Annotated in this window: 25 protein-coding genes; 3 read left to right on the top strand and 22 right to left on the bottom strand. The window is 40.6% G+C overall.

Annotated elements, in window-relative coordinates; all coding sequences use genetic code 11:
* Window position 1 precedes the first annotated feature (1 nt).
* The 8 genes from HW271_RS00670 to HW271_RS00635 all read right to left on the bottom strand — a co-directional run bounded on the left by HW271_RS00670 (window position 2) and on the right by HW271_RS00635 (window position 6,625).
* Window positions 2–367 carry an Asp23/Gls24 family envelope stress response protein gene (locus HW271_RS00670; RefSeq protein ID WP_000216443.1) on the bottom strand — a complete coding sequence of 122 codons (366 nt, stop codon included), beginning with the start codon at window positions 365–367 and terminating at the stop codon, window positions 2–4.
* Window positions 368–519: 152 nt separating this feature from the next.
* Complete coding sequence (gene rpmB / locus HW271_RS00665) at window positions 520–708, bottom strand: 50S ribosomal protein L28 (RefSeq protein WP_001140948.1); 189 nt, start codon at window positions 706–708, stop codon at window positions 520–522.
* A gap of 105 nt (window positions 709–813) precedes the next feature.
* Entirely contained in the window at window positions 814–1,488 is a 675-nt protein-coding gene (locus tag HW271_RS00660) for a LiaF transmembrane domain-containing protein (protein WP_178894470.1), read from the bottom strand.
* A gap of 4 nt (window positions 1,489–1,492) precedes the next feature.
* Window positions 1,493–1,939: a LytTR family DNA-binding domain-containing protein gene (locus tag HW271_RS00655; RefSeq protein ID WP_016466337.1), complete on the bottom strand. Its 447-nt coding sequence runs from the start codon at window positions 1,937–1,939 to the stop codon at window positions 1,493–1,495.
* A gap of 118 nt (window positions 1,940–2,057) precedes the next feature.
* Entirely contained in the window at window positions 2,058–2,561 is a 504-nt protein-coding gene (locus HW271_RS00650; protein ID WP_016466338.1) for a phosphatase PAP2 family protein, read from the bottom strand.
* A 99-nt stretch (window positions 2,562–2,660) separates the two neighbouring features.
* Entirely contained in the window at window positions 2,661–4,421 is a 1,761-nt protein-coding gene (locus HW271_RS00645) for an ABC transporter ATP-binding protein (protein WP_178894469.1), read from the bottom strand.
* Window positions 4,411–6,180, bottom strand: coding sequence for an ABC transporter ATP-binding protein (locus tag HW271_RS00640; RefSeq protein WP_178894468.1), 1,770 nt, complete (start codon window positions 6,178–6,180; stop codon window positions 4,411–4,413). Before HW271_RS00640 ends, HW271_RS00645 begins: the two co-directional genes overlap by 11 nt.
* The gene (locus HW271_RS00635; protein WP_004250536.1) at window positions 6,164–6,625 is read right to left on the bottom strand and encodes a MarR family winged helix-turn-helix transcriptional regulator; all 462 of its coding nucleotides are present in this window, start codon (window positions 6,623–6,625) and stop codon (window positions 6,164–6,166) included. The genes HW271_RS00640 and HW271_RS00635 overlap by 17 nt, the downstream gene beginning before the upstream one ends.
* A 208-nt stretch (window positions 6,626–6,833) precedes the next feature.
* Between HW271_RS00635 and HW271_RS00630 the strand changes: the two genes are divergently transcribed.
* On the top strand, window positions 6,834–7,517 hold the full coding sequence (locus HW271_RS00630) for a hypothetical protein (RefSeq protein ID WP_178894467.1): 684 nt from the start codon (window positions 6,834–6,836) through the stop codon (window positions 7,515–7,517).
* Between the two features lie 45 nt (window positions 7,518–7,562).
* Here HW271_RS00630 and HW271_RS00625 read toward each other — a convergent pair whose 3' ends face one another.
* Together HW271_RS00625 and HW271_RS00620 are read right to left on the bottom strand one after the other, a co-directional pair.
* Window positions 7,563–8,279 carry a YebC/PmpR family DNA-binding transcriptional regulator gene (locus tag HW271_RS00625; RefSeq protein ID WP_006146163.1) on the bottom strand — a complete coding sequence of 239 codons (717 nt, stop codon included), beginning with the start codon at window positions 8,277–8,279 and terminating at the stop codon, window positions 7,563–7,565.
* A 96-nt stretch (window positions 8,280–8,375) separates the two neighbouring features.
* Window positions 8,376–9,746 carry an MATE family efflux transporter gene (locus HW271_RS00620; RefSeq protein ID WP_178894466.1) on the bottom strand — a complete coding sequence of 457 codons (1,371 nt, stop codon included), beginning with the start codon at window positions 9,744–9,746 and terminating at the stop codon, window positions 8,376–8,378.
* Between the two features lie 108 nt (window positions 9,747–9,854).
* Here HW271_RS00620 and HW271_RS00615 point away from each other — a divergent pair, with 108 nt between their 5' ends.
* Window positions 9,855–10,409: a GNAT family N-acetyltransferase gene (locus HW271_RS00615; RefSeq protein ID WP_178894465.1), complete on the top strand. Its 555-nt coding sequence runs from the start codon at window positions 9,855–9,857 to the stop codon at window positions 10,407–10,409.
* Between the two features lie 45 nt (window positions 10,410–10,454).
* On the opposite strand, the gene recA is transcribed toward HW271_RS00615, so the two are convergent.
* The 6 genes from recA to HW271_RS00585 all read right to left on the bottom strand — a co-directional run bounded on the left by recA (window position 10,455) and on the right by HW271_RS00585 (window position 16,509).
* On the bottom strand, window positions 10,455–11,603 hold the full coding sequence (gene recA / locus HW271_RS00610; RefSeq protein WP_178894464.1) for a recombinase RecA: 1,149 nt from the start codon (window positions 11,601–11,603) through the stop codon (window positions 10,455–10,457).
* 54 nt (window positions 11,604–11,657) lie between these two features.
* Window positions 11,658–12,914, bottom strand: a complete 1,257-nt coding sequence (locus tag HW271_RS00605; protein WP_178894463.1) for a competence/damage-inducible protein A — start codon at window positions 12,912–12,914, stop codon at window positions 11,658–11,660.
* 76 nt (window positions 12,915–12,990) lie between these two features.
* Window positions 12,991–14,040 carry a biofilm formation/cell division transcriptional regulator BrpA gene (gene brpA / locus HW271_RS00600; RefSeq protein WP_254730020.1) on the bottom strand — a complete coding sequence of 350 codons (1,050 nt, stop codon included), beginning with the start codon at window positions 14,038–14,040 and terminating at the stop codon, window positions 12,991–12,993.
* Between the two features lie 4 nt (window positions 14,041–14,044).
* Window positions 14,045–14,566, bottom strand: coding sequence for a GNAT family N-acetyltransferase (locus tag HW271_RS00595; RefSeq protein ID WP_178894461.1), 522 nt, complete (start codon window positions 14,564–14,566; stop codon window positions 14,045–14,047).
* Complete coding sequence (tsaE, locus tag HW271_RS00590; RefSeq protein ID WP_178894460.1) at window positions 14,556–14,999, bottom strand: tRNA (adenosine(37)-N6)-threonylcarbamoyltransferase complex ATPase subunit type 1 TsaE; 444 nt, start codon at window positions 14,997–14,999, stop codon at window positions 14,556–14,558. The genes HW271_RS00595 and tsaE overlap by 11 nt, the downstream gene beginning before the upstream one ends.
* An 88-nt stretch (window positions 15,000–15,087) precedes the next feature.
* Window positions 15,088–16,509 (bottom strand): NCS2 family permease, encoded by a 1,422-nt coding sequence (locus HW271_RS00585; protein WP_178894459.1) that lies wholly within the window; start codon window positions 16,507–16,509, stop codon window positions 15,088–15,090.
* A gap of 196 nt (window positions 16,510–16,705) precedes the next feature.
* On the opposite strand from HW271_RS00585, the gene HW271_RS00580 reads away from it, so the two are divergent.
* Window positions 16,706–17,518: a Cof-type HAD-IIB family hydrolase gene (locus HW271_RS00580; RefSeq protein WP_178894458.1), complete on the top strand. Its 813-nt coding sequence runs from the start codon at window positions 16,706–16,708 to the stop codon at window positions 17,516–17,518.
* A gap of 134 nt (window positions 17,519–17,652) precedes the next feature.
* Here the strand turns inward: HW271_RS00580 and HW271_RS00575 are convergent, their stop codons facing one another.
* The 6 genes from HW271_RS00575 to HW271_RS00550 form a co-directional block, all read right to left on the bottom strand.
* The gene (locus tag HW271_RS00575) at window positions 17,653–18,078 is read right to left on the bottom strand and encodes an SP_0198 family lipoprotein (RefSeq protein WP_178894457.1); all 426 of its coding nucleotides are present in this window, start codon (window positions 18,076–18,078) and stop codon (window positions 17,653–17,655) included.
* Window positions 18,079–18,164: 86 nt separating this feature from the next.
* The gene (locus HW271_RS00570; RefSeq protein ID WP_178894456.1) at window positions 18,165–19,415 is read right to left on the bottom strand and encodes a folylpolyglutamate synthase/dihydrofolate synthase family protein; all 1,251 of its coding nucleotides are present in this window, start codon (window positions 19,413–19,415) and stop codon (window positions 18,165–18,167) included.
* 258 nt (window positions 19,416–19,673) lie between these two features.
* On the bottom strand, window positions 19,674–19,979 hold the full coding sequence (locus tag HW271_RS00565) for a DUF1292 domain-containing protein (protein WP_000017624.1): 306 nt from the start codon (window positions 19,977–19,979) through the stop codon (window positions 19,674–19,676).
* A gap of 15 nt (window positions 19,980–19,994) precedes the next feature.
* A complete protein-coding gene (ruvX, locus tag HW271_RS00560; RefSeq protein WP_070678388.1) occupies window positions 19,995–20,414 on the bottom strand; it encodes a Holliday junction resolvase RuvX in 420 nt (139 codons plus the stop codon).
* Between the two features lie 3 nt (window positions 20,415–20,417).
* On the bottom strand, window positions 20,418–20,684 hold the full coding sequence (locus tag HW271_RS00555; protein ID WP_004250500.1) for an IreB family regulatory phosphoprotein: 267 nt from the start codon (window positions 20,682–20,684) through the stop codon (window positions 20,418–20,420).
* A 97-nt stretch (window positions 20,685–20,781) separates the two neighbouring features.
* On the bottom strand, window positions 20,782–21,354 hold the full coding sequence (locus HW271_RS00550) for an SP0191 family lipoprotein (RefSeq protein ID WP_178894455.1): 573 nt from the start codon (window positions 21,352–21,354) through the stop codon (window positions 20,782–20,784).
* Window positions 21,355–21,361 lie beyond the last annotated feature (7 nt).

The following is a 21,361-nucleotide window of genomic DNA, read 5'->3' as shown; positions in this document are numbered from 1 at the left end:
ATTATTCTCCTACAACTTTGATATTTTGAATGTAGACATTCACAGTTTGCGCAGTGATTCCAAGTTGGTTCTCTAAACTAAAGCGAACGCGCTCTTGGATGTTTTTTGAAACTTCACTGATTTTTGTACCGTAGCTCAATACAGTATATACATCAACTGCAATGCTACCGTCTTCAGCTGCTTTAACGACTACACCTTTTGAATAATTTTCCTTACCAAGAAGGGCTTGGAAATTATCTTTGAGGGCATTTTTACTAGCCATACCGACTACACCAAAAATTTCAGTTGCTGCACCACCTACGACAGTAGCGATTACATCATCTGTCAGTTCGACTTGACCATCTTTTGTATTAATTTTTACAGTCATTTTTTTTACCTCAAATAGTTGATACTCTATTTTATCATATTTCAGCCCAACTGTAAAAGCAGAATGATGTATCATCGGATATTTGCTTGATTTTTCAAATGATTTCAGCTTTCGAGCAAAAGAAAAAGACCCTGTAGGTCTTTTCATGTTTATTAAACTCGTTCTACTTTTCCTGATTTCAAAGCACGAGCTGAAGCCCAAACTTTTTTAGGTTTACCATCGATAAGAACAGTAACTTTTTGAAGGTTTGGTTTTACGGCACGTTTAGTTTGGTTCATCGCGTGTGAACGGTTGTTTCCTGATACAGTCTTACGACCTGTAAAGTAACATACTTTAGCCATTGTGTTTTCCTCCTATTAGATCTAATATAGCGGATGTGCTAGCACCACATACCGTACTATGTTATCACACTTTCTCCATTTTGGCAAGGGAATTGGAAGACTTTTTTAATGAACATAGACAACTTCTAATTTTCCAAAAGCTACCTCTCCACGGATAATCAAGGTTTTACTTGTAGGAGCTACCGGAGCATCTGCCTTGGCTACTCCACAAGAAGTCTCCACCTTCAGATCCACTCTCCAGTGTTGGGGCACATAGATAACTGCATTCCCTAAATTGACTTCTACCTTCAAGGTTGCACTATCGCCTAACATCTCTGCATTGTCATAATAAATCTTGGCATTCCCACAGCTAACTTCAAACTGGTCTTCTACCAAATCTTGGTCCTGCTTGTAAAAGGTTCCACTACCAAAGGCTACTTCCTTTTCTGTAAGGATAGTCTTTTCACCGTCATACCACCATTTCTTTCCGCTCCATGTTTTGTTAGAATTAGTCAACAAACCAACTCCGAGAACGATTAGCACTCCAGCCCAGAACAGTGACTGATTGGGAATCGGTAAAATGTCATAAAAATGATTGGCAATCAATAGGGCCACTAGGGCTGTAAAAGAGGCTGAAGTGAGGTGGCGACGAAGGATTGCCTCAACTGATTGATAGGCAAAAAATCCAATACCAATCAAGGGCCAAATCTGCCCTCCAAATGAAGGGATTCCAAAATTCCCCTGTAACAATACTAAAGCTGCCAATACTAGCAACACAATACCAAATGCTTTCTTTTTCATCTTCTTACCTCATGTTTCTTAGATTTTCTTTTAGGAGGGATTGGTAATGCCGTGACACGTGCACCTCCTTGTGGGTCTGATAAAAGGAAATAGTGCCTGTCCCTGAGAAGGACTTGTCCACCGAGTAGACCTGCCGAAGATTGGCAATGGTCGACTTGGATACCCGACTGAAATAGCGAGGCAGGATGGACTCTAACTCATAAAGCTTGAGCCGAACCTCGTAGGCTTCTTTCTGGGTGTGGGCGTAAATCTTGCTACCTTCTGTCTCAAAAAAGAGAATTTCTGACAAGTCTAAGTAGTACTCACCCGTCCCCTTATAAAAGATCAACCTAGGAGCCTTGGTTTCTTGCAAGAGTCTTTGCAAATCAGCTATTTCATCTGTCAGGGCTGCAGCCTTGATGACAATCTCTGTCTCAGTTAATTCACTATCAATCTCGATTCGTAACTTCATCCTATCTCCTTTCTGCATCTACTATACCAAAGGCCAGAAGACTTTACAAGGGCAAAAAAGCAAGTGGTCACTTTTGACCCGTAAGTGGTTACGAGCCCAAGCCCACTTGCTTTGCTTTTTACAAAATAAAGAAGAGAATTCCCCAGAGGAGTCCACAGGCGTAGCCAACTAAAACATCCTTGGGATAATGAACACCCCCTAAAACTCGCACCAGACCGAGAAGAGCTGATAATACCAATAAAATCAAGCCCACAGGCAGATTTGTGTGCAGACAAGCCATGGAAATGATGGTGGCTGAAAAGACGTGGCGACTAGGCATTGAATTGCCAGAACTGTCCTTGTCCAGTAGCGGGATAATTTCCCAAGCTTCATAAGGACGGGGTTGATTGATCCACTTACGAACAAGCGTCAATAGGACAAAGCCAGAAGCCGGCACTAAGATATAAGTATAAAGGTCGTTCCCCAATCCCTTACTTATAAAACTTGTTCCCAGTAAGGTCAAGTATGCCAAGGGCATCAGAACTGTCATCATGCGATTAAAGACTCGCATCAATTGTAATCCTTGTGGATGTCGAAGAAGACTTGATTTCCTCTTGTCATACCACTCTTGATAGTTTTTCATATATTTTCTCGTTATTTTTAGATTTTACACAAGAAGCCTGTTAGCTTCTCCTACTCTAGTATAGTGTAGAAAAAGAAGGCCGTCAAGCCTTCTTTTAGTTTATTCTTCTACTTCATCTTCTGTAAATTGACTATTGTAGAGGTCAGCATAGAAACCACCCTGAGCCATAAGCTCCTCATGATTGCCTTGCTCGATGATATTTCCATCTTTCATGACAAGAATCAAATCAGCATTACGGATAGTTGACAAGCGATGGGCAATGACAAAGGACGTACGTCCCTCCATCAAACGGTCCATGGCTTTCTGAATCAACTCCTCTGTACGTGTGTCGACTGAAGATGTCGCTTCATCAAGAATCAAGAGCGGAGCATCTTTGAGAAGGGCACGAGCAATGGTTAAGAGCTGTTTCTGTCCGACTGACAAGGTCACTGTATCATCTAAAACAGTATCGTAGCCATCTGGTAGAGTCATGATAAAGTGGTGGATTCCGACTGCTTTTGCTGCTTCAATCATTCGTTCATCACTAATCCCTGTTTGGTTGTAGATGAGATTATCACGAATGGTTCCTTCAAAGAGCCAAGTATCCTGTAAAACCATTGAAAAGGCATCGTGCACTTCTGAACGTTTCATCTTCTTGGTATTCACACCATCAATGCGAATGCTTCCCTTATCAATCTCATAGAACTTCATCAAGAGATTAACAATGGTCGTCTTCCCAGCTCCGGTTGGTCCAACAATGGCAATCTTTTGCCCTGCATGAGCTGTCGCAGAAAATTCATGAACGATGGTTCGCTCAGGTGTGTATCCAAAGGAAACTTGATCAAAGACTACTTCACCTTTCGTATCAGTCAATTGTGTTTCCTTATGAGATTCGTCTTCCATCTCAGCTTCACTTAGAAATTCAAAGACACGGGTCATAGCTGCACTGGCTTGTTGTAAGCTGGTAATCCCTTGGGCAATCTGTGATAAGGGTTGAGAGAAGGTACGAACATAAACCATAAAGGCTACGATAATCCCAATACTGATATGGCCTTCAAGAGCCAAGGCAGCACCGACGATAACAACCAATACATAACTAAAGTTTCCGACAAAGAACATAGCAGGCATCATGATGCCAGAAATAAACTGAGATTTCCAGATACTATCATGTAGATTTTGATTCAATCCTGCGAATGTTTCTTTAGTTGGTTCCACAGCATTATAGCTGGTCACAACATTGTGGCCAGAGTACATTTCTTCTACATAACCGTTTACGGCTGCTAGGTTGTTTTGCTGGGCTTTAAAGTAACCCTGTGACTTAGCCATAATCACTGAAACCGCAGCAAAACCTACAAGGGTTGAAACAACTGTTACCAATGCCAAAATCCAGTTCATGCCAAACATGGTAATCAAAACAGCGATTAGCAAGAAGCTAGCTGAGATAACGGTCCCTAGACTTTGGTTGAGTGACTGTGCTGCTGTATCAACGTCATTGGTTACACGTGAAAGAGTGTCCCCTTGAGAATGACGGTCAAAATAAGCAAGAGGCAAACGATTAATCTTTTCAGCGATAGCCGTCCGCAAGCGTTTTGAAAAATGTTGGATACTCGTTGAAAAAATATAGGCTTGTGTATAGTTGAGAATGGCACCAAGCACATACAAAATAGCTAAAAAGCTGGCGATACTTGACACAGCTACCAAATCGATTTCTGTAGCCAAGCCATCTGAAATCAAGTTGGTGATTTCCTTAATCTTAGTTGGTCCATAAACCGTGATGATGCTTGAACATACAGCCGCCACAACCGCAACTAGTAGAGGAAGTTGGAGACCTGCTAGAAAAGGTTTATATTGTTTCCAAAAGGACATCTTCTTATTTTCCATGTTCCAATTCCTCCTTCGATAGTTGTGAATAGGCAATTTCTTGGTAAACTTCGTTGGTCGCAAGAAGTTCCTTGTGGGTGCCTTGTCCCACGACTTTACCTTGATCCAATACTAAGATCAAGTCAGCATCCATAATTGTTGAAATACGTTGGGCAACGATTAACTTAGTCATAGATTGCGTTTTTTCAGCTAATTCTTGGCGCAAGATACGATCTGTCTTGTAGTCCAAGGCCGAGAATGAATCGTCAAAAATGAGAATTTCTGGCTTACGAGCCAAGGCACGCGCAATGGCCAAACGTTGTCTTTGACCTCCTGAGAAGTTAGTCCCACCTTGAGCCACTTCTGAATTTAGACCTGCTTCCTTATCCTCGATGAAGCTTTTAGACTGGGCCAACTCCAGAGCTTGCCACATAGCAGTCTCGCTTAGCGGAGTTTCTGGACTCTTACCAAAGTCGAGATTGCCCTTGACATCTCCAGAGAAAAGGACTGCTTTTTGTGGGATATAGCCGACTTTATTCCGCAAATCTTCCAAATCATAATCCTGCACATTGACACCGTCTACTAGGATTTCCCCATCAGATACATCATAAAAACGAGGCAAGAGGTTCACAAGCGTAGATTTACCAGAACCAGTTGAACCGATAAAGGCGACCGTTTGACCAGCTTCTGCCTTGAAGCTAACATGTTCCACAACTGCTTCTGAATTTTTAGAATAGCGGAAGGTTACATCACGGAATTCTACTTGACCTTGAATAGAGGAATCTGCCGTCTGTGGTTGACTAGGATTTTCAATAGAAGAATGCAAGTCTAGCACTTGATTGATACGTCCTGCAGAAACCAAGGTACGAGGAAGGACGATAAAGAGAGCACCCATAAGCAAGAAGCCCATCACGACCTGCATAGCATAAGACATGAAGACCACCATATCACTAAAGAGTGGTAGACGGTCTGTCAGGCTAGCATCATTGATGATATAGGCACCAATCCAGTAAATGGCTAGACTCAAACCGCTCGAAATCGCCATCATAATAGGATTCATAATAGCCATCAATCGATTGACAAAGAGATTGAGACGAGTGACTTCCTCATTGGCTGCTTCGAATTTTTCATCTTGATAATCTTCAGCATTGTAAGCACGAACCACTCGAATCCCTGTCAAACTTTCACGAGTGATACTATTGAGTTTATCTGTCAATTTCTGGATAACAGATTGTTTTGGAAAGGCTAGCGTCATGAGAACTGTTGTCATCAGAACATTGACGATAACAGCAACCACTACTGCCCAGAGCCAGTATTCAGATTTGCCAAGGATTTTTCCAATGGCCCAGATAGCCATGATTGGTCCACGAGTGACCACCTGGAGTCCCATGGTAAAAAGCATCTGAACCTGTGTGATATCATTAGTCGTCCGAGTCAAGAGACTTGGGATTGAAAAACGTTTGATCTCTGTCTGCGAGAAATCTAGAACACGATTAAAAATATCACTTCGTAAATGAGTTGTGTAAGACGCTGCAACGCGAGCGGCAAAAAATCCAACAGTAACGGATGAGAGAAAAGCAAGTAGAGACAAGCCTATCATCTTAATGGCTGGTGACCAAAGTGCGTCCAACTGCGTACCTGGAGTTCCAAGTAGTTCTGTAATTTCTGAAATGTAAGTCGGTACTTCTAACTCTAGATAGACCGAGAAACAGGTAAAGAGGACAGTCAAGAGAATCATTCCCCACTCTTTTCCTGTGATACGTTTAGCGAGTTTCTTCATTCTTACCTCCCATTTTATCTACATTAGCCTGTAGTAGACCCATGACTTCTTCAAAAACAGCTAGTTTTTCCTCAGAAATTCCATCAAGTAGACTACGGTCAATTCGATCAAAGAAAGACTTGATTGGCTTCATCTGAGAGCGTGATTTATCCGTCAATCGAACGTACTTGGCTCTCTTGTCATTTGGACTCACTTCCAATTCCACCAAACCATTTTGTACCATACGCTTCACTAGATTGCTGGCGACTGACTTGGTGATATTGAGTTCCTGCTCAATATCCTTGATTAACACCGCCTGTTCAGACTCCTCACGATAGTCTAAAAATCGTATAACTTGGCCCTGCGGTCCGCCCATAAATTCAATACCACAACGCTTGGCTTCCTGTTGCACCATAAGGTGAACCTGATGACCAAAACGTTTAAAAGCTAACATTGGCTTATCCATGATTGCTCCTTTTTACATATAAATAGTTCTCTAGAGAACCAATTGGTTTTCATGAGAACTATTTTATCACTTTCAAATAGGATGTCAAGAAAAAAGTTCCTATGAGAACTATTTTATTTAAAATTGACATTAGGGCTCATTTTATCTATAATAAACACTATCTTACACGGATAAGATTCCACCCTGACTAGAAATGAGAAAGCCACAAATGAAACAAAAAGAAGAGAAAATCTTAGGAATCATTGCTATCATCTTGGGAACCCTTGCACTTCTCGGATCCTGGTTGCCAATTATCAGCGTACTATCTTTTTTCTTTGCTATTATTGCAATAGGTCTAGGTGTTTTTGGTATCATCCTCAATCTCCAGAACCGTAAAATATTGGCGATTATTGGAACCGCCCTAGGCATTGGATACATTTTCCTTGTTTTGACAACGCAAGTACTCCCTTCTGGTGTTTTTACCGACCTGGCTAGAAATTTTCGTCACCCATACAGAAGTTTAACCTCTTTAACAGAGGATGACGATTTCGGAACGCTACCAGATAATAGCACAGATGAGGATAATGATGAGGAAAATACGGAAGATACCGATTCCTTCACTTGGACCAAGGAACAATTCGATGCTTTGATAGAAGGTGATACTGCAAACAGAGGAAAAGGTGGTTCCAACTACAAAGATATTATCAGCAAGCATGGCCAGCCGGATTCTGAAATTGAATCCGCTTCAGGCGACTATGAGATTAAAAAAATCTCCTATGTCTCACTCGGTTCTAATACTAAAACCGTTGTACTGACTTTCGTAAAACAGGAAAATGGTCAGTTTCTTCTCATCCGTAAATTTGCCCTAGGATTAGACAGAACAGAGCAAACTGATGATGGAGTAAGAGTCTAAGATAACTAAAAAGCGAACAGACTTAATAGTCTGCTCGCTTTTTTATTAGAATCCATCTACGTTTGTGTAGATTTTTTGTACGTCTTCGTCGTCTTCAAGAACGCTGTATAGTTTTTCAAATGTTTCCAAATCTTCACCTGACAACTCAACTTCTGATTGAGGAATCATTTCCAATTCAGTTACTTGGAATTCTTCAATACCAGATTCACGCAAAGCAACGATAGCCTTGTGTAGGTCAGTTGGAGCTGTGTATACAGTGATTGTTCCTTCTTCTGCTTCTACATCGTCTACATCAACATCTGCTTCAAGCAAAAGCTCAAAGATAGCATCAGCATCATCACCAGCAAAGACGATAACACCTTTGTTGTCAAAGAGGTAAGATACAGAACCTGAAGCTCCCATGTTTCCACCGTTTTTACCAAAAGCAGCACGGACATTAGCAGCTGTACGGTTAACGTTTGAAGTCAAGGTATCAACGATCAACATTGAACCATTTGGCCCAAATCCTTCGTAACGCCCTTCTGTAAAGGTTTCGTCTGTATTTCCTTTCGCTTTATCGATAGCCTTATCAATGACGTGTTTTGGCACTTGCGCTTGTTTAGCACGATCGATAACGAATTTCAAAGCAGTGTTTAATTCTGGATCTGGTTCACCTTTTTTAGCTGCTACATAGATTTCTACACCAAATTTTGCATATACTTTAGAGTTAGCTCCATCTTTAGCCGTTTTCTTGGCTACGATATTGGCCCATTTACGTCCCATTAGGAATCTCCTTTTTTCACATTTTAATCTTTCTTATTATAACACAAGTCTAGCTGATTTTCACTAGAGGAAATGGATTTTCTTTTGTAAACCAGGCTAAGATTTTCCACCGACTGCCACGATTTTCTTACCTTCTTTTATCCAAGGGTGTTGAGAGAGGGAGAAGTAAAGTTGAACGGTCATAACAACCCAGAGTAGCGGTTCACATAGGATAACTCCAGTATAACCTGTCCAAGGGATGATCCAAGCCACGAAAATAATTTTCCCAAACAACTCGATAAAGCTAGATACGAGGGGCAAGAGTTTTTGCCCTAACCCCTGCAAGCTATTTCTATAGATCAATAACAGGCTTAAAAATGGATAGAACACCGAACTAATACGCAGGTATAAAGTCCCGTTTTCAATCAGGTAGCCGTCTGTCGAACTTGCCAGGAAAGAAACTAGGCTAGGACTTGCAAAAAATAGGAAAACACAGGCAAAGGTTGCCCAAGACATACTCAAATAACTCCCTATACGAAGTCCTTGGACGATACGTTCGGGACGTTTTGCCCCAAAGTTTTGAGAGATAAAAGTTGTCATGGAAGCTGAAATAGCCGTCATCGGCAATAAGGCAAAGGCCATGATTCTACGTGCTGCCGTTTGGGCGCTGATAATAACTGCTCCAAAACTATTGACAGAGGATTGCAAAATGACGCTTCCGATAGAGACGATTGAACCCATCAAGCCCATAGCTAACCCTTGCTCCAAAAGGTCAACATAGAGAGCCTTATTCCATTTGAAATGTTTGAGACCTGGAAGAAGCTCTGGAACACTCTTGCGAATATAGAAATAACAGAGAATAGCGGACAAACCTTGCGAGATGATGGTTGCGAGACCTGCAGACTGAACCCCCAACTGCAATTGTGTAATAAAATATAAATCCAGAATGACATTTATAATGGCTGAAAAGATAAGAAAAGCTAGTGCTGCAAGGCTGTCACCAATCGATCGTAGTAATCCTGCAAAGAGATTGTAAGCAAAGCTAACTCCCACACAGCTAACAATCATGGAAATATATTCATAAGATTGGGGGAGAATTTCTGCAGGTGTTTCGAGATATTGTAAGAGCGGATAAAGGCCGAAGAAACCCATCAGCATGACAAGACCACTCAGGATGGCACCCAAAATCCAAGTTGCTGCAACAGCTTCTTTAATCTTAGCAAAATTACGAGCACCGTAAAGACGGGCAATAACAACTCCCATCCCATTTCCAACTCCAAGGGCAAATCCAATAATCAAATCAAAAATGGCTGTCGTAGCTCCGACTGCCGCCAAGGAATTCTGTCCTAAAAAACGCCCAACAATCAAAATATCAGCTGTATTGTAGAGTTGCTGAAAGATGTTGGACAATAGAATCGGTAAAGCAAAACTAATCAGTGAAGGAAGGATAGGACCATGAATTAGGTCCACCGTTGATTTTTTATTCATATGGCTATTATATCAGCTTTCAAGTTGAGGAACAAGGGAGTTTCCTTAAGAAAGCGTTGCCTATATGTAAACAATCTGGTATAATCGTGACAGAAAAGGAGGGTATGTATGAGCTTAACAAGTCAGTTAATTACAGATGTATTCCCAGACCTTGAGAAAGTGGAACAATTAAACAAGGAAGCCTTCCCTGAAGAAGAACGCGTCTCTTTGGAGGAATTTTTAAGTTACCAGGATAGAGATGACGCCCACTTTTTCGCCTTTTATAACGAAGAAGAATTTGTCGGCTTTGCTTTTGCTATCGCTAACCAAAAAGCATTCTACATCAGCTTTTTTGCCATTATGCCCCATCTCCGCAGTCATGGCTACGGGAGAGAAATCATTGAAAAACTCATTGATTTTTACCAGCGTACCATGATTCTTGAAGTGGAGCGATTAGACGAAGACTGTGACAATCTCGAACAAAGAAAATCCCGCATGGACTTTTACTTACAAAATGGCTTTAAAACTGCCAACGCCTTCTTGGAATACGAGGGAATGAGTTTTGAAATTCTCTATCGTGGCGACCACTTTGATGAAGAGGCCTATCGGAACATCTTTCAAAAATTGCAAGAAGAGAATTACTTCGACTTTCGTATCAAACATCGACGTTTTAGCGAACATTAGTCAACACGAAACAAAAAAGTAGCAGTTCTCTGCTACTTTTTCTTTTTATTCTTCAATTTCGATTTCAAGAGCATCGCCTAAATCAAGAGTCACTTCTTGGTTAGAACTTGTTTCTGCTGCTGAACTTGCTTTAGAGCCTTCTTCCTCTTCAATCAAACCATATTGTACACGAACTTGGTGGTCAATCTCATCAAAGATTTCTGGATGATCTGCCAAGTATTTCTTCGCATTCTCAGATCCTTGTCCAATTTTTTCACCCTTGTATGAGTACCAAGCACCTGCTTTTTGAATGATATCCAAATCACTAGCAATCTTCAAGAGTTCACCAGTTCTAGAAATACCTTCTCCGTACATGATTTCAACAAGAGCTTCTTTGAACGGTGGAGCAACCTTGTTTTTCACAACTTTAATCTTAGTTTCTTTACCGACGTTAGTGTCTTTTTGGTCACCAGTTCCCTTGATTTGTGTGCTTCCACGAACATCCAAACGGACAGAAGCATAGAATTTAAGGGCACGTCCACCAGGAGTTGTTTCTGGATTACCAAACATAACCCCTACTTTTTCACGCAATTGGTTGATGAAAATAGCAATTGTCTTTGTTTTATTGATAGAAGCTCCGAGCTTACGCATAGCCTGACTCATCATACGAGCTTGAAGACCAACGTGGCTATCTCCGATATCTCCATCGATTTCTGCACGAGGTACAAGAGCTGCAACAGAGTCGATAACCACAAGGTCAACCGCACCTGAATCAATCAATTTTCCTGCAATTTCAAGACCTTGCTCACCTGAGTCTGGTTGTGACAAGAGCAATTCATCAATGTTAACACCAAGAGCTGCTGCATAGGCTGGATCAAGCGCGTGTTCCGCATCGATAAAGGCTGCAATTCCGCCTTCTTTTTGTGCTTGTGCTACAGCGTGAAGGGCTACTGTTGTCTTACCTGATGATTCTGGACCGTAGATTTCAATGATACGTCCCTTTGGATAACCACCTGAACCAAGTGCAATATCAAGTGCCAATGAACCTGAACTCATCACTTGCACTTTTTGCTCTGCGCGTTCACCCAAGCGCATGATTGAACCCTTACCGAAGTCTTTTTCAATCAATTTAAGCGCATCATTCAAAGCTTTTTCACGATCAGCTCCAAATTTTTTCCCAATTTCATCTAATTTTTTTGTTGGTTTTTTCGCCATTTTGTTCTCCTATATTTTAATGATTCTAAGAACCTTCTTCTATTATATCAAAAGTCAGTCACTTAATAAAGCTTTGCGAACTAAGTTAAAAGCATGCATGACTGCAATTTTACGAACATCTGCTCGACTTCTTCCAGCTATATTGACCTGAACAACTTCAGTGCCTGATGCTTGAGACAAACCGATAAAAACTGTACCTGCAGGATGCCCTTCTAGACTATCCGGACCAGCCACACCTGTCAAGCTAACTCCAAAGTCCGACTGGGTTTTAAGCCGTGATTGCTCTGCCATTTTTTCCGCTGTATACGCTGACACGACTCCATGTTCTTCCAACTCTTCTCGAGGGATGTCTAATATCTTAGCTTTTTCTTCTAGACTATATGTGACAAAACCACCTTTGAAGATAGCTGACACTCCCGAAAAGTCTGCAAGAGTTGCTTGAAAAAGCCCTGCTGTCAAACTTTCCACAGCCGTTATGGTTTTATGCTGCTTTTTCAACTCCTCAACAACTACACTAGCTAGACTCGTTTCCTCACCATAACCATAGCAAATATCCTTTAAAGCAACACCTTCAAAAGTCTGGCGGGCAAGAATTTGAACCTCAAGACGATCCAAAGATTTTCTTGCTTCTTCTTGACTAGTAGCCTTGGTAGACAAACGCAGAGTCACTTCTCCCGTTTTTGCATAAGGGGCCAAGGTTGGATCTGTCTGCTCTTCAATCAAATCCGATAGAATCGTTACTAGCTGGCTCTCCCCAATGCCAAAGAAACGAAGCACACGTGAGTACAACTTAGCTCCAGTTGTCAATCTTGGCAACAGTTCATTTAAAACCATGGGTTTCAGTTCACTTGGCGGCCCTGGTAGGACGACATAGGTCACGCCAGCTACCTCAATCATGCCTCCGACTGCTAGTCCTGTTTCATTAGGTAGCGGGATCGAACCCTCAACGATTTGAGCTTGGCGTTCATTATTTGGAGTTCGGGCATAGTCCGGTCGATGAGCAAAAAACTCATCTAGCTTAGCCTGTGCTTGAGCATCAAAAGTTAAATCACGCCCTAGAAAATGGGCCAAGGTTTGTTTGGTCAAATCATCCTCTGTCGGTCCCAATCCTCCTGTTAGGATAACCAGATTGCTACGATTCTTAGCAATCTCCAACAAGGATAAGAGACGAGCCTCATTATCACCTACAGCCGTTTGGAAGTAGACATCAACACCGATTTCAGCCAACTTTTCAGATAAAAACTGAGCATTGGTATTGACAATTTGACCTGTTAGAATCTCTGTTCCAACAGCTATGATTTCCGCTTTCATTTTTTCCTCCTACCTATCTATTCGGATTTCTTTGAAAAAATCGCAGGAAAATTCCTACGATTTTAGTATTCATTTCTTATTGTTCTGGTTGTATTTGTTGCTCTTGATTTACAACGGAACCAGCCGTTTGTGGCAAATGACCATAAATATTTTCATACAAGACTACATTTGTCTCCAATTCGGTAACTTCTGGTTTGCCCAATGAACGACGTAAGAGATTTTGCATTTCTAACATATGCTCAGATGTCACGATTTGGTAAGATGTCCCATCAATCATTGCATCCTCTCCACGCAATTGCTGAGACTCAATATTCTTAAAGGAATCTTGGTAGCCCATCAACTGAGGAATCGTTGTTGTCGTAATCTCGATATTTGTCTGCATGTTATCGCTAAGAGCCTTCAAAATTTCTTGGTAGTGGCTGACACTATTCAAACTAAGAATTTTTTCAACAATCTTTTGGATGACTTCGCGCTGACGTTTTTGACGACCATAGTCTCCTTCCGGATCCTGATAACGCATACGTGAATAAACAAGGGCTTCTTCACCATTTAGCTTCTGTTCACCAACACCGATAGAAATCGTATTAAAAGCCTCCTGGTCTTGAATAGAGATTGGGAAACCTAGAGTGTTGTTCACTGTAATTCCACCTACTGCATCAACCATTCTTTGAAGTCCATGCATATTGACCATCACATAACGGTCAATATGGATATTCATCATTTTTTGAATCGTTGAAATAGACAACTCTGCTCCACCATTGGCATAGGCAGCATTGAGTTTAGCCTCCGTTACACTACCATCCGGCTGCTTGATTTGTGTGAGAATATCACGCTCCAAACTCATCATGACTGTCTTCTTGGTTTTAGGATTCACTGTCACCAAGATCATTGAATCACTATTACCTTCCCATGGGTCTGTACGCTCAACATTCCCCGTATCCACTCCCATAAGCAAAATCGTCAGAGGTTCGGTCGCTTCAATGACCTTGGTTTCTTCTCCGATTTTTTTATAGGTTTTGGCCAAAGTCTGTGTACTCTGTTGGTAGATCGTATAGGCATAAGCTCCCACACCAAGTACTGTCACAAGAACAAAGCCTAAAAACATTCCGATTATCTTTTTTGCCATACTTTTATTCATCTATCAGTTGACCCATTAGGTAAACATCTAGAAACTCTCCTCCTTCTATACAAGCACCACGTTCCTGTAATCCTTCTATGTTAAAACCCATTTTTTCATACAGATGCACCGCAGCAAGATTTCTTTTTTGAACTGTCAATTGTAAACGTCGAATACTACCGCTTGATTTGGCCCATTCAATAGTTTCTTCCATCAAGATACTACCGAGACCATTTCCCCAGTAAGATTTTTTTATTCCTAAAAAGACATCTCCAATATGACGGACTCGCGGACGTTGATCAGCTGTTGTATTGATGATTCCTACTAACTCATCATTCAAAAAAGCGAGTAGGGTAATTTGATTATCCGACTGGGCCTGCTTATCCAAAAAATGTTGCATTTCAGACTCACTCATTGTAATCCCATTTTCATCCAGACTGGTAAAACTGGACTCTTGACCAATTTGATCTAAGAGAGCAATGACCGCTGAAGCATCCTGGGCTTCCGCTTCACGGATTAAAAGATCATACTCCATCCGTCAATCCTTTCAAAAGTTCTGTCGCTCTTTGGCCATGAGCATGAAAGATGATTTCTCGTCCCTCATCTCTTTTAAGGATTTCTAACTCCAGATAATCTGATGGAAGATTTTCCCCCAATAGATGTCCCCACTCAATAACCGTTACACCTGAACCAAAAAGAAATTCATCCAAGTCGATAGAATCTGCATCTCCTTCGATACGATAAACATCCAAGTGATACAAGGGTAGACGTCCTTCATATTCTCGAACAATAGTATAAGTAGGACTTTTAATCATTTGATGAATGCCTAGGCCTCTAGCCAGGCCTTTGGTTAGCGTTGTTTTACCAGCACCTAATTCACCGGTCAAAATCAATACATCATTTTCCTCTAGTAAAGAGCCTAGCTCTTGTCCAAGAGCAATGAGTTCATCTTCATTTTTTGTGTACATGTAAATATTATACCAAAAAGTTTTCTTTTGCGACATTTCTAGTAATAAAAAAGGAGGAGATTCCTCCTTCTTTTTTTAGTGTTTATCATTAGTTAAGAGCCATGCTGATATAGTTCAAGATAAACAAGGCATCCAAAATCCAAATCATGACATGCACATCTTTAACTTGGCCTTTGACAACCTTTGTCAAAGTATAAGTCAAGAAACCAACTGCAATCCCTTGAGTGATTGAGTAACTGAATCCCATAAAGATAGAGGTGAAGAAGGCAGGAACTGCTTCTGACATATCATCCCAAGGAATATTTTTCAAGTTAGAGAGCATCATAATTCCGACGATAATCAAAATTGGTGCTGTCGCAGCTGAAGGAACAATGGCAAGAAGTGGGCTAAAGAAGCTTGATAGGGCAAAACAGATAGCAACAACTAAGGCTGTCAATCCAGTACGTCCTCCAGCACCGATACCTGCTGCTGACTCAACATAAGTTGTAACGTTTGAAGTACCTGCAATGGCACCTACTGATGTTGCCACCAAGTCAGAGTAAAGAGCTTTATCCAATTTAACTGACTCATGGTTTTCACCACTTGTCGCAACGATACCAACTTTTTCACCAGTACCAATAAGAGTACCGATAGTATCAAAAATATCTGTCAATGAGAAGGCAAGAATAGCCATCAAAGTTTCTGGCAAACGAGAAGTATTTGAAATCAAAGATCCTAAACCTTCTGAACCAAGAGCAGCACCAAACAAAGTACCTAAGTCGTTAACTGCTGATGAAAGATTGTTGCTAGCGAAGTCAATCCCTGACACATTAACAAGACCAACCGCAATGGCAAGAACAGTCGTTGTTAAAATAGAAAGGATAATCCCACCTTTGATACCTTTAACAACAAAGAAGATAGTAATAGCAAGGCCTGCAAGAGCTACCAAAACTGCTGTAGTATTGAAATCTACCAATCCTGGAACAGCTGCTGAATTCGCAGTAATCGCCGCTTGAGCCTTATCTGCTCCTTCACCTGCTACAGTATATGTACCTGGGTCAATTGAGAATTTCAAAAGACCAGCATTCTTAATACCAACGTAAGCGAGGAAAACACCAATACCAGCTGAAATTGCTGAGCGAAGTGTTGTAGGAATAGACTCAATGATCATTTTACGAACATTGGTCAATGTAATAATTAGTGAAATAACTCCACAGATGAAGACCATCCCAAGGGCTTCCTGCCATTTATAACCCATCCCAAATACGACGGTAAATGTAAAGAAGGCGTTTAGTCCCATACCTGGGGCTTGTGCATATGGCAAGTTAGCATAGAAAGCCATCATCAAAGTTCCCACAACAGAACCGATGATTGTTGCCAAGAATACACCTTGAACAGGCATTCCTGTTTGTGAAAGCATTTGAGGGTTTACAAAGAGAATATAACTCATTGCAAAGAAAGTTGTTAAACCAGCAAGAACCTCTGTACGGACGTCTGTCCCGTGCTCTTTTAGTTTAAATAGTTTGTCCATTTTTAATCTCCTTTGTCATTTTACGAACAATATGTCTATTATATCATCAATCATTCACATTTTCAAGCTGTTTTTCCTATTTTTAAAAATTCTTAGAGGATATTATTCTTATTATTTTTGCTTATAGTCAGCTTTTCTTTCAGCTTTTTGATATAATAGGAAACATCTTATCTGAAACTAGATTCGGGAGGATTTTATGACTAAAAAAATGATTGCCGTGGACTTAGACGGCACCTTACTTAATGGAGAAAGCAAACTCTCTGACTTTACAAAAGAAACCATTAAAAAAATTTCTAAGAAAGGCCATCATGTGGTTATCGCAACCGGTCGCCCATATCGTATGGCCAAAGATTTTTATGACCAACTTGAACTTGAGACTCCTATGATTAACTTCAACGGTTCTCTCACTCACCTACCTGGTAAGGCTTGGAAACATGAAAAATGCCTTACAGTGGACAAAAAATACCTCTTGGATATCGTAAAACGAAAAGAGGATATCGAGGCAGACTTTATCGCAGGTGAATACCGTAAAAAGTTTTACATTACAACCCCGGACAAAGAAATTGCCGACCCTAAATTGTTTGGTGTTGAAAACTTTCGCCCTGAAAATCAATTCAAGTCTGACTTAGTGACTAAGGGGCCAAACTGTATTTTATTACAAACCAGGGCAGACGATAAATATGCACTGGCTGAGGAGATGACCAGCTTTTACAAGCATCAGCTTAATATCAATACTTGGGGTGGCCCTTTGAACATCCTCGAGTGTACACCAAAAGGTGTTCACAAGGCATTTGCTCTTGAATACCTTCTAAATGTCATGAATATAGACAGACAGAACCTGATTGCCTTTGGTGACGAACACAATGACCAAGAAATGCTCTCCTTTGCAGGTAGAGGATATGCCATGAAAAATGCTAATCCCGCTCTACTTTCTTTCGCAGACGAGCAATTACCATTGACTAATGAAGAAGATGGAGTTGCTCACTTTTTACAAGAGCGATTCCTCTAACGTATAACTTATAATTCATCAGTTCTATACTTTGGGTAAAATAATGATCCTTAAAGTATGGAACTTTTTTCATACAAAAAATAATTAAAAAAGATTTGTATCTGTTTTATCCAGATCCAAATCCTTAAAAATATCTATTTTTTTAAAACAATACGATCAGAAACCACACGGTCCATGTCATCGATGATTATTTGATTCTCCTCAGCTACATAAATCTTGACGTCATCTCCGATGATGACTTTCTGACTGTCTGGTTCAAAAGTTACCTTCTTAATTTCCTGATCACCATCAGGTTCTACTTCCGTCCATGTTCCAGTATTACCAGTAACAACGAGAGTAATGCTATCTCCATCATCTTGTCCTTTATAGGTGCCATCAATGTTGGTTACTGATCTAACAGTCGAACTAGAAACAGTCGTTTCTGCTGACTGAGCAGTCGTTACTTCCGTACTAGTACTTGCTTGAGTTGAAAGAGTTGCTTGATCTTTTGGTGAACATGCAACTAAGAGACTAAGACTTGCCAAAGAAGCAAGAGAAAGTGTGAATTTTTTTAGTGACATAATGTCTCCTTTCTTTTAGTGGCTTAAAATCAGAATAACCCTGCCGAGCTACCACACCGTTACTATAACAAATAAAGACAGGAGGGTCAATCAAATGAATCTAGGGCCATGAGATAAGCTCGAACCTCAGATATAAAATAGAGAGAACCTGTCACAAATAGCAAGTCTTGCTCCCCTGCAGAACTCTCAAAATTATCTATAAAATCTCGATATGAAGCAATGCTTGTATAATCTCCAAAGTCTTGCTCTTCCAAGGAACCCTGATAGTCAAAACTCGTAACATAGAGAGCTACATCAGGTAAATGCTCTGTTAAATAAGTAAGCATCCCACTATAATCTTTCCGCTTTAGGGCACCAAATAGGATGTGAGGCTGATACCCTTGCTGGATTTTTTCTTGGATAAACTCAACCAAACGCTCTAGAGCTGGTAAATTGTGAGCCCCATCTAGATAAATGTGCTCAGTGATAGCTTCTAGCCTTCCTGCCCATTTAGTAGCTTGCAAGGCAGCATGTACTGCTTCTTGATCTACTTTCTCGTTTCTTTGTACCATAAATAGTAGAAAAGCCTGCAAGGCAAGAGCTGCATTTTCCTCCTGATATGCTCCCTCTAATCCCAATATTAGGTGGTTAAAATCAGCTAGAGAAGAAGAGAAGTTCCCATTTTGGAAAGAAAAATTTTTATTAGCTTGGTAGAGACTTACATCCAAATTAGTAGCAGTTTTTTGACAAACGAGTTGGGCTTCCGGTGCTAAATTTGCAATCACAGCTGATTTCCCAGGCTTAAAAATTCCTGCTTTCTGCTCTGCAATTGCTGTTAAACTATCGCCCAAGGTCTCCTGGTGATCGAGGCCGATTGATGTGATGATTGCAATTTCTCCTGTCACCACATTAGTGGTATCAAGAAGTCCACCTATCCCAACTTCCAGTAGGACCAAATCTACTTCTTGCTCTTTAAAATAAAGCAAAGCAATCAAGGTCAGCAACTCAAAAAAAGATAGCTGATCGTGGGTTTCTAAAAGTCTTTGCTCCATTGCTTTAACTTTATCGGCTAAACGAATGAAATCTGTATCCGATATAGGCTCACCATTAATACAGATACGGTCATGAATGCTGACAATGTGGGGCGAAGTAAAGGTGCCAACCGCTTTCCCATGGGCAACAAAAAGCTCTCTCATAAAAGCAATAGTCGACCCCTTGCCATTTGTCCCTGTCACATGGATAATTGGATAGGTTTGCTCAGGATTCCCCAGCAAATCTACTGCTCTTTGCATCCGTCCCAATCCTGATCTAAAATTCAAGCCAATCCGACTATGAAGCCATTTTTCTACTTCAATCATGCTTATCTCCTTAACAAAAAAGCGAAGATTCTCTTCGCTTTTTACTCATTTTGCTAGATACTAGCTAAATTTTATTTTTAGCTTAAGGCTAAAAACGTCCACTGGACTTACCAGTTCTCTCTTATTTCAAGGAACTGGGCTGATACAGTCTCCCAAACTACCTGCGTTTCTATTTTCTAGCGCAGGGCTAAAAACATCCCCGAACTTACTGACGGTTTTTATTTTTAGCGTCAGGCTAAAAACGTCCACTGGACGTTTTTACTCCTCCATAAAGCTGTTGAAGACTTCTTCAATCATGTTCCATTCATCTTCTGAATCTTCAGGGATTGGTTGCAATTCACCTTCAGTTCCATCTTCATTTTCGATGAATGAGTATGCTTGGATTTCAACTTCACCGTTTTCATCTTCTTCTGCGTTAACTGGTACAAGAAGGACATAGTTTTTACCAAATTCTTCTTTTCCGTCAATAGTCAAAAGGATTTCAAATAAAGTTTCGTTTCCTTGCTCATCTACAAGTGTAATAAGTTCACGTTCTTCGTGATCGTGGTTGTGATCGTGTGACATAGTTTCTCCTCTGTCTTAAAATTTTCTATCTAAATAATTTTGCAAAATCAACTGAGCTGCCAATTTATCAATAACTTTTTTACGCTTATTGCGACTAACATCTGCTTGCTCAATCAACATGCGCTCAGCAGCAACCGTGGTTAGGCGCTCATCCTGGTACTCCACTGGCAAGCCAAAGAGTTCTTCCAATTTTGCTCCATAGGCTTGACTCGCTTCCACCCGAGGTCCACTGGTATTGTTCATATTTTTAGGTAAACCAACAACAAAGCGCTCTACCTTATAGGTGTCAACCAATTCCTTGAGTCGTTCAAAGCCGAACTCTCCTTGATCTTCATTGATTTGGATGATTTCGAGCCCTTGTGCTGTAAACCCTAACGGATCGCTAATCGCTACTCCTACTGTTTTGGAACCAACGTCCAACCCCATAATTCTCATTGGTTATAGATCGACTCCTTGTCCCTTAAGGTAGTAGCGGACCAATTCTTCAACAATCTCATCGCGTTCGTATTTACGGATTTGATTTCTTGCGTTATTGTAACGAGGAACGTAAGCTGGGTCTCCACTGAGAACATAGCCCACAATTTGGTTAATAGGGTTATACCCCTTCTCATTCAATGAAGCATAGACTTCTGTCAATGTTTCACTAATTTCTTTTTTATTGGAATCATCCAATTTAAAACGTACGGTTTCTTCAGTAAATCCCATTCTAACACCCTCTTTCCTTAGAATAGTACTATTATAGCACATTCACAGCCATTCTACAAATGACACAGCCTGATTTTGCTGATTTTCTATGACTTCCTTACTGGACAGTCGCGCCACTTGCAACTCGATTTTCAATATATTCTTCTGGTTCGTTTTTTAGTAGATTTTCTAATCCCACATTTTTTAAATATTCGCTTTCGCTTGCCTTTTTAACGTCTAGAACTTGAAAATCATAACTTGTTTTTGTTTCAATCTCGGTTTCACTTAAAAGATTGGTTTCAAGGTTAAATCCAGGAATTTTACGTACTTCTTGGACCGATTCATCCTTGTCTTCTCCTTCTTTCAAGGCCTTTTTTGCTTCCTCTAATCCATGCTCAGCAATAAAGTTCTTGAGGTCTTCTGAAACTTGTCGTTTTTGCTGAATCGTTAAGGTCAAGAACTGTTTGCCCTTATAGGTAATGGTCTGGGTTTGTTGAACCCCATTTTCGTCAGCAGGTAGGACAAGTGTCTTGGTTACAACTGTATTGTTATTGGCATTTTCTAGAACTGGCAAAGTTGATTGAAGAGCTTCTGTCGTTGTATCTTTAGAAGGTTCCGCAGACTCTTTTTTCTGTCCACAGCCAGCTAGCAAAAATAGGAGCGCAACTGTACCGATAACTATCTTCTTCATATTTATT

Origin of the sequence: Streptococcus sp. oral taxon 061 (assembly GCF_013394695.1) — a bacterium.
In the GTDB taxonomy this organism is placed as follows: Bacteria; Bacillota; Bacilli; order Lactobacillales; family Streptococcaceae; genus Streptococcus.
The sequence above is the reverse complement of the archived record's forward strand: the minus strand, read 5'-3'. Positions and strand labels throughout refer to the sequence as shown.

Excerpts from the sequence above, each read along its gene's own strand:
- brpA (WP_254730020.1), bottom strand. The coding sequence starts at position 14,040 with ATGGCAAAAAAGATAATCGGAATGTTTTTAGGCTTTGTTCTTGTGACA.
- HW271_RS00585 (WP_178894459.1), bottom strand. The coding sequence starts at position 16,509 with ATGGACAAACTATTTAAACTAAAAGAGCACGGGACAGACGTCCGTACA.
- HW271_RS00660 (WP_178894470.1), bottom strand. The coding sequence starts at position 1,488 with ATGAAAAAGAAAGCATTTGGTATTGTGTTGCTAGTATTGGCAGCTTTA.
- HW271_RS00580 (WP_178894458.1), top strand. The coding sequence starts at position 16,706 with ATGACTAAAAAAATGATTGCCGTGGACTTAGACGGCACCTTACTTAAT.
- ruvX (WP_070678388.1), bottom strand. The coding sequence starts at position 20,414 with ATGAGAATTATGGGGTTGGACGTTGGTTCCAAAACAGTAGGAGTAGCG.
- HW271_RS00575 (WP_178894457.1), bottom strand. The coding sequence starts at position 18,078 with ATGTCACTAAAAAAATTCACACTTTCTCTTGCTTCTTTGGCAAGTCTT.
- recA (WP_178894464.1), bottom strand. The coding sequence starts at position 11,603 with ATGGCGAAAAAACCAACAAAAAAATTAGATGAAATTGGGAAAAAATTT.
- HW271_RS00565 (WP_000017624.1), bottom strand. The coding sequence starts at position 19,979 with ATGTCACACGATCACAACCACGATCACGAAGAACGTGAACTTATTACA.
- HW271_RS00550 (WP_178894455.1), bottom strand. The coding sequence starts at position 21,354 with ATGAAGAAGATAGTTATCGGTACAGTTGCGCTCCTATTTTTGCTAGCT.
- HW271_RS00595 (WP_178894461.1), bottom strand. The coding sequence starts at position 14,566 with ATGGAGTATGATCTTTTAATCCGTGAAGCGGAAGCCCAGGATGCTTCA.
- HW271_RS00630 (WP_178894467.1), top strand. The coding sequence starts at position 6,834 with ATGAAACAAAAAGAAGAGAAAATCTTAGGAATCATTGCTATCATCTTG.
- HW271_RS00670 (WP_000216443.1), bottom strand. The coding sequence starts at position 367 with ATGACTGTAAAAATTAATACAAAAGATGGTCAAGTCGAACTGACAGAT.
- HW271_RS00625 (WP_006146163.1), bottom strand. The coding sequence starts at position 8,279 with ATGGGACGTAAATGGGCCAATATCGTAGCCAAGAAAACGGCTAAAGAT.
- HW271_RS00635 (WP_004250536.1), bottom strand. The coding sequence starts at position 6,625 with ATGGATAAGCCAATGTTAGCTTTTAAACGTTTTGGTCATCAGGTTCAC.
- HW271_RS00650 (WP_016466338.1), bottom strand. The coding sequence starts at position 2,561 with ATGAAAAACTATCAAGAGTGGTATGACAAGAGGAAATCAAGTCTTCTT.
- HW271_RS00645 (WP_178894469.1), bottom strand. The coding sequence starts at position 4,421 with ATGGAAAATAAGAAGATGTCCTTTTGGAAACAATATAAACCTTTTCTA.
- HW271_RS00570 (WP_178894456.1), bottom strand. The coding sequence starts at position 19,415 with ATGATTGAAGTAGAAAAATGGCTTCATAGTCGGATTGGCTTGAATTTT.
- HW271_RS00555 (WP_004250500.1), bottom strand. The coding sequence starts at position 20,684 with ATGGGATTTACTGAAGAAACCGTACGTTTTAAATTGGATGATTCCAAT.
- HW271_RS00655 (WP_016466337.1), bottom strand. The coding sequence starts at position 1,939 with ATGAAGTTACGAATCGAGATTGATAGTGAATTAACTGAGACAGAGATT.
- rpmB (WP_001140948.1), bottom strand. The coding sequence starts at position 708 with ATGGCTAAAGTATGTTACTTTACAGGTCGTAAGACTGTATCAGGAAAC.
- tsaE (WP_178894460.1), bottom strand. The coding sequence starts at position 14,999 with ATGTACACAAAAAATGAAGATGAACTCATTGCTCTTGGACAAGAGCTA.
- HW271_RS00615 (WP_178894465.1), top strand. The coding sequence starts at position 9,855 with ATGAGCTTAACAAGTCAGTTAATTACAGATGTATTCCCAGACCTTGAG.
- HW271_RS00620 (WP_178894466.1), bottom strand. The coding sequence starts at position 9,746 with ATGAATAAAAAATCAACGGTGGACCTAATTCATGGTCCTATCCTTCCT.
- HW271_RS00605 (WP_178894463.1), bottom strand. The coding sequence starts at position 12,914 with ATGAAAGCGGAAATCATAGCTGTTGGAACAGAGATTCTAACAGGTCAA.
- HW271_RS00640 (WP_178894468.1), bottom strand. The coding sequence starts at position 6,180 with ATGAAGAAACTCGCTAAACGTATCACAGGAAAAGAGTGGGGAATGATT.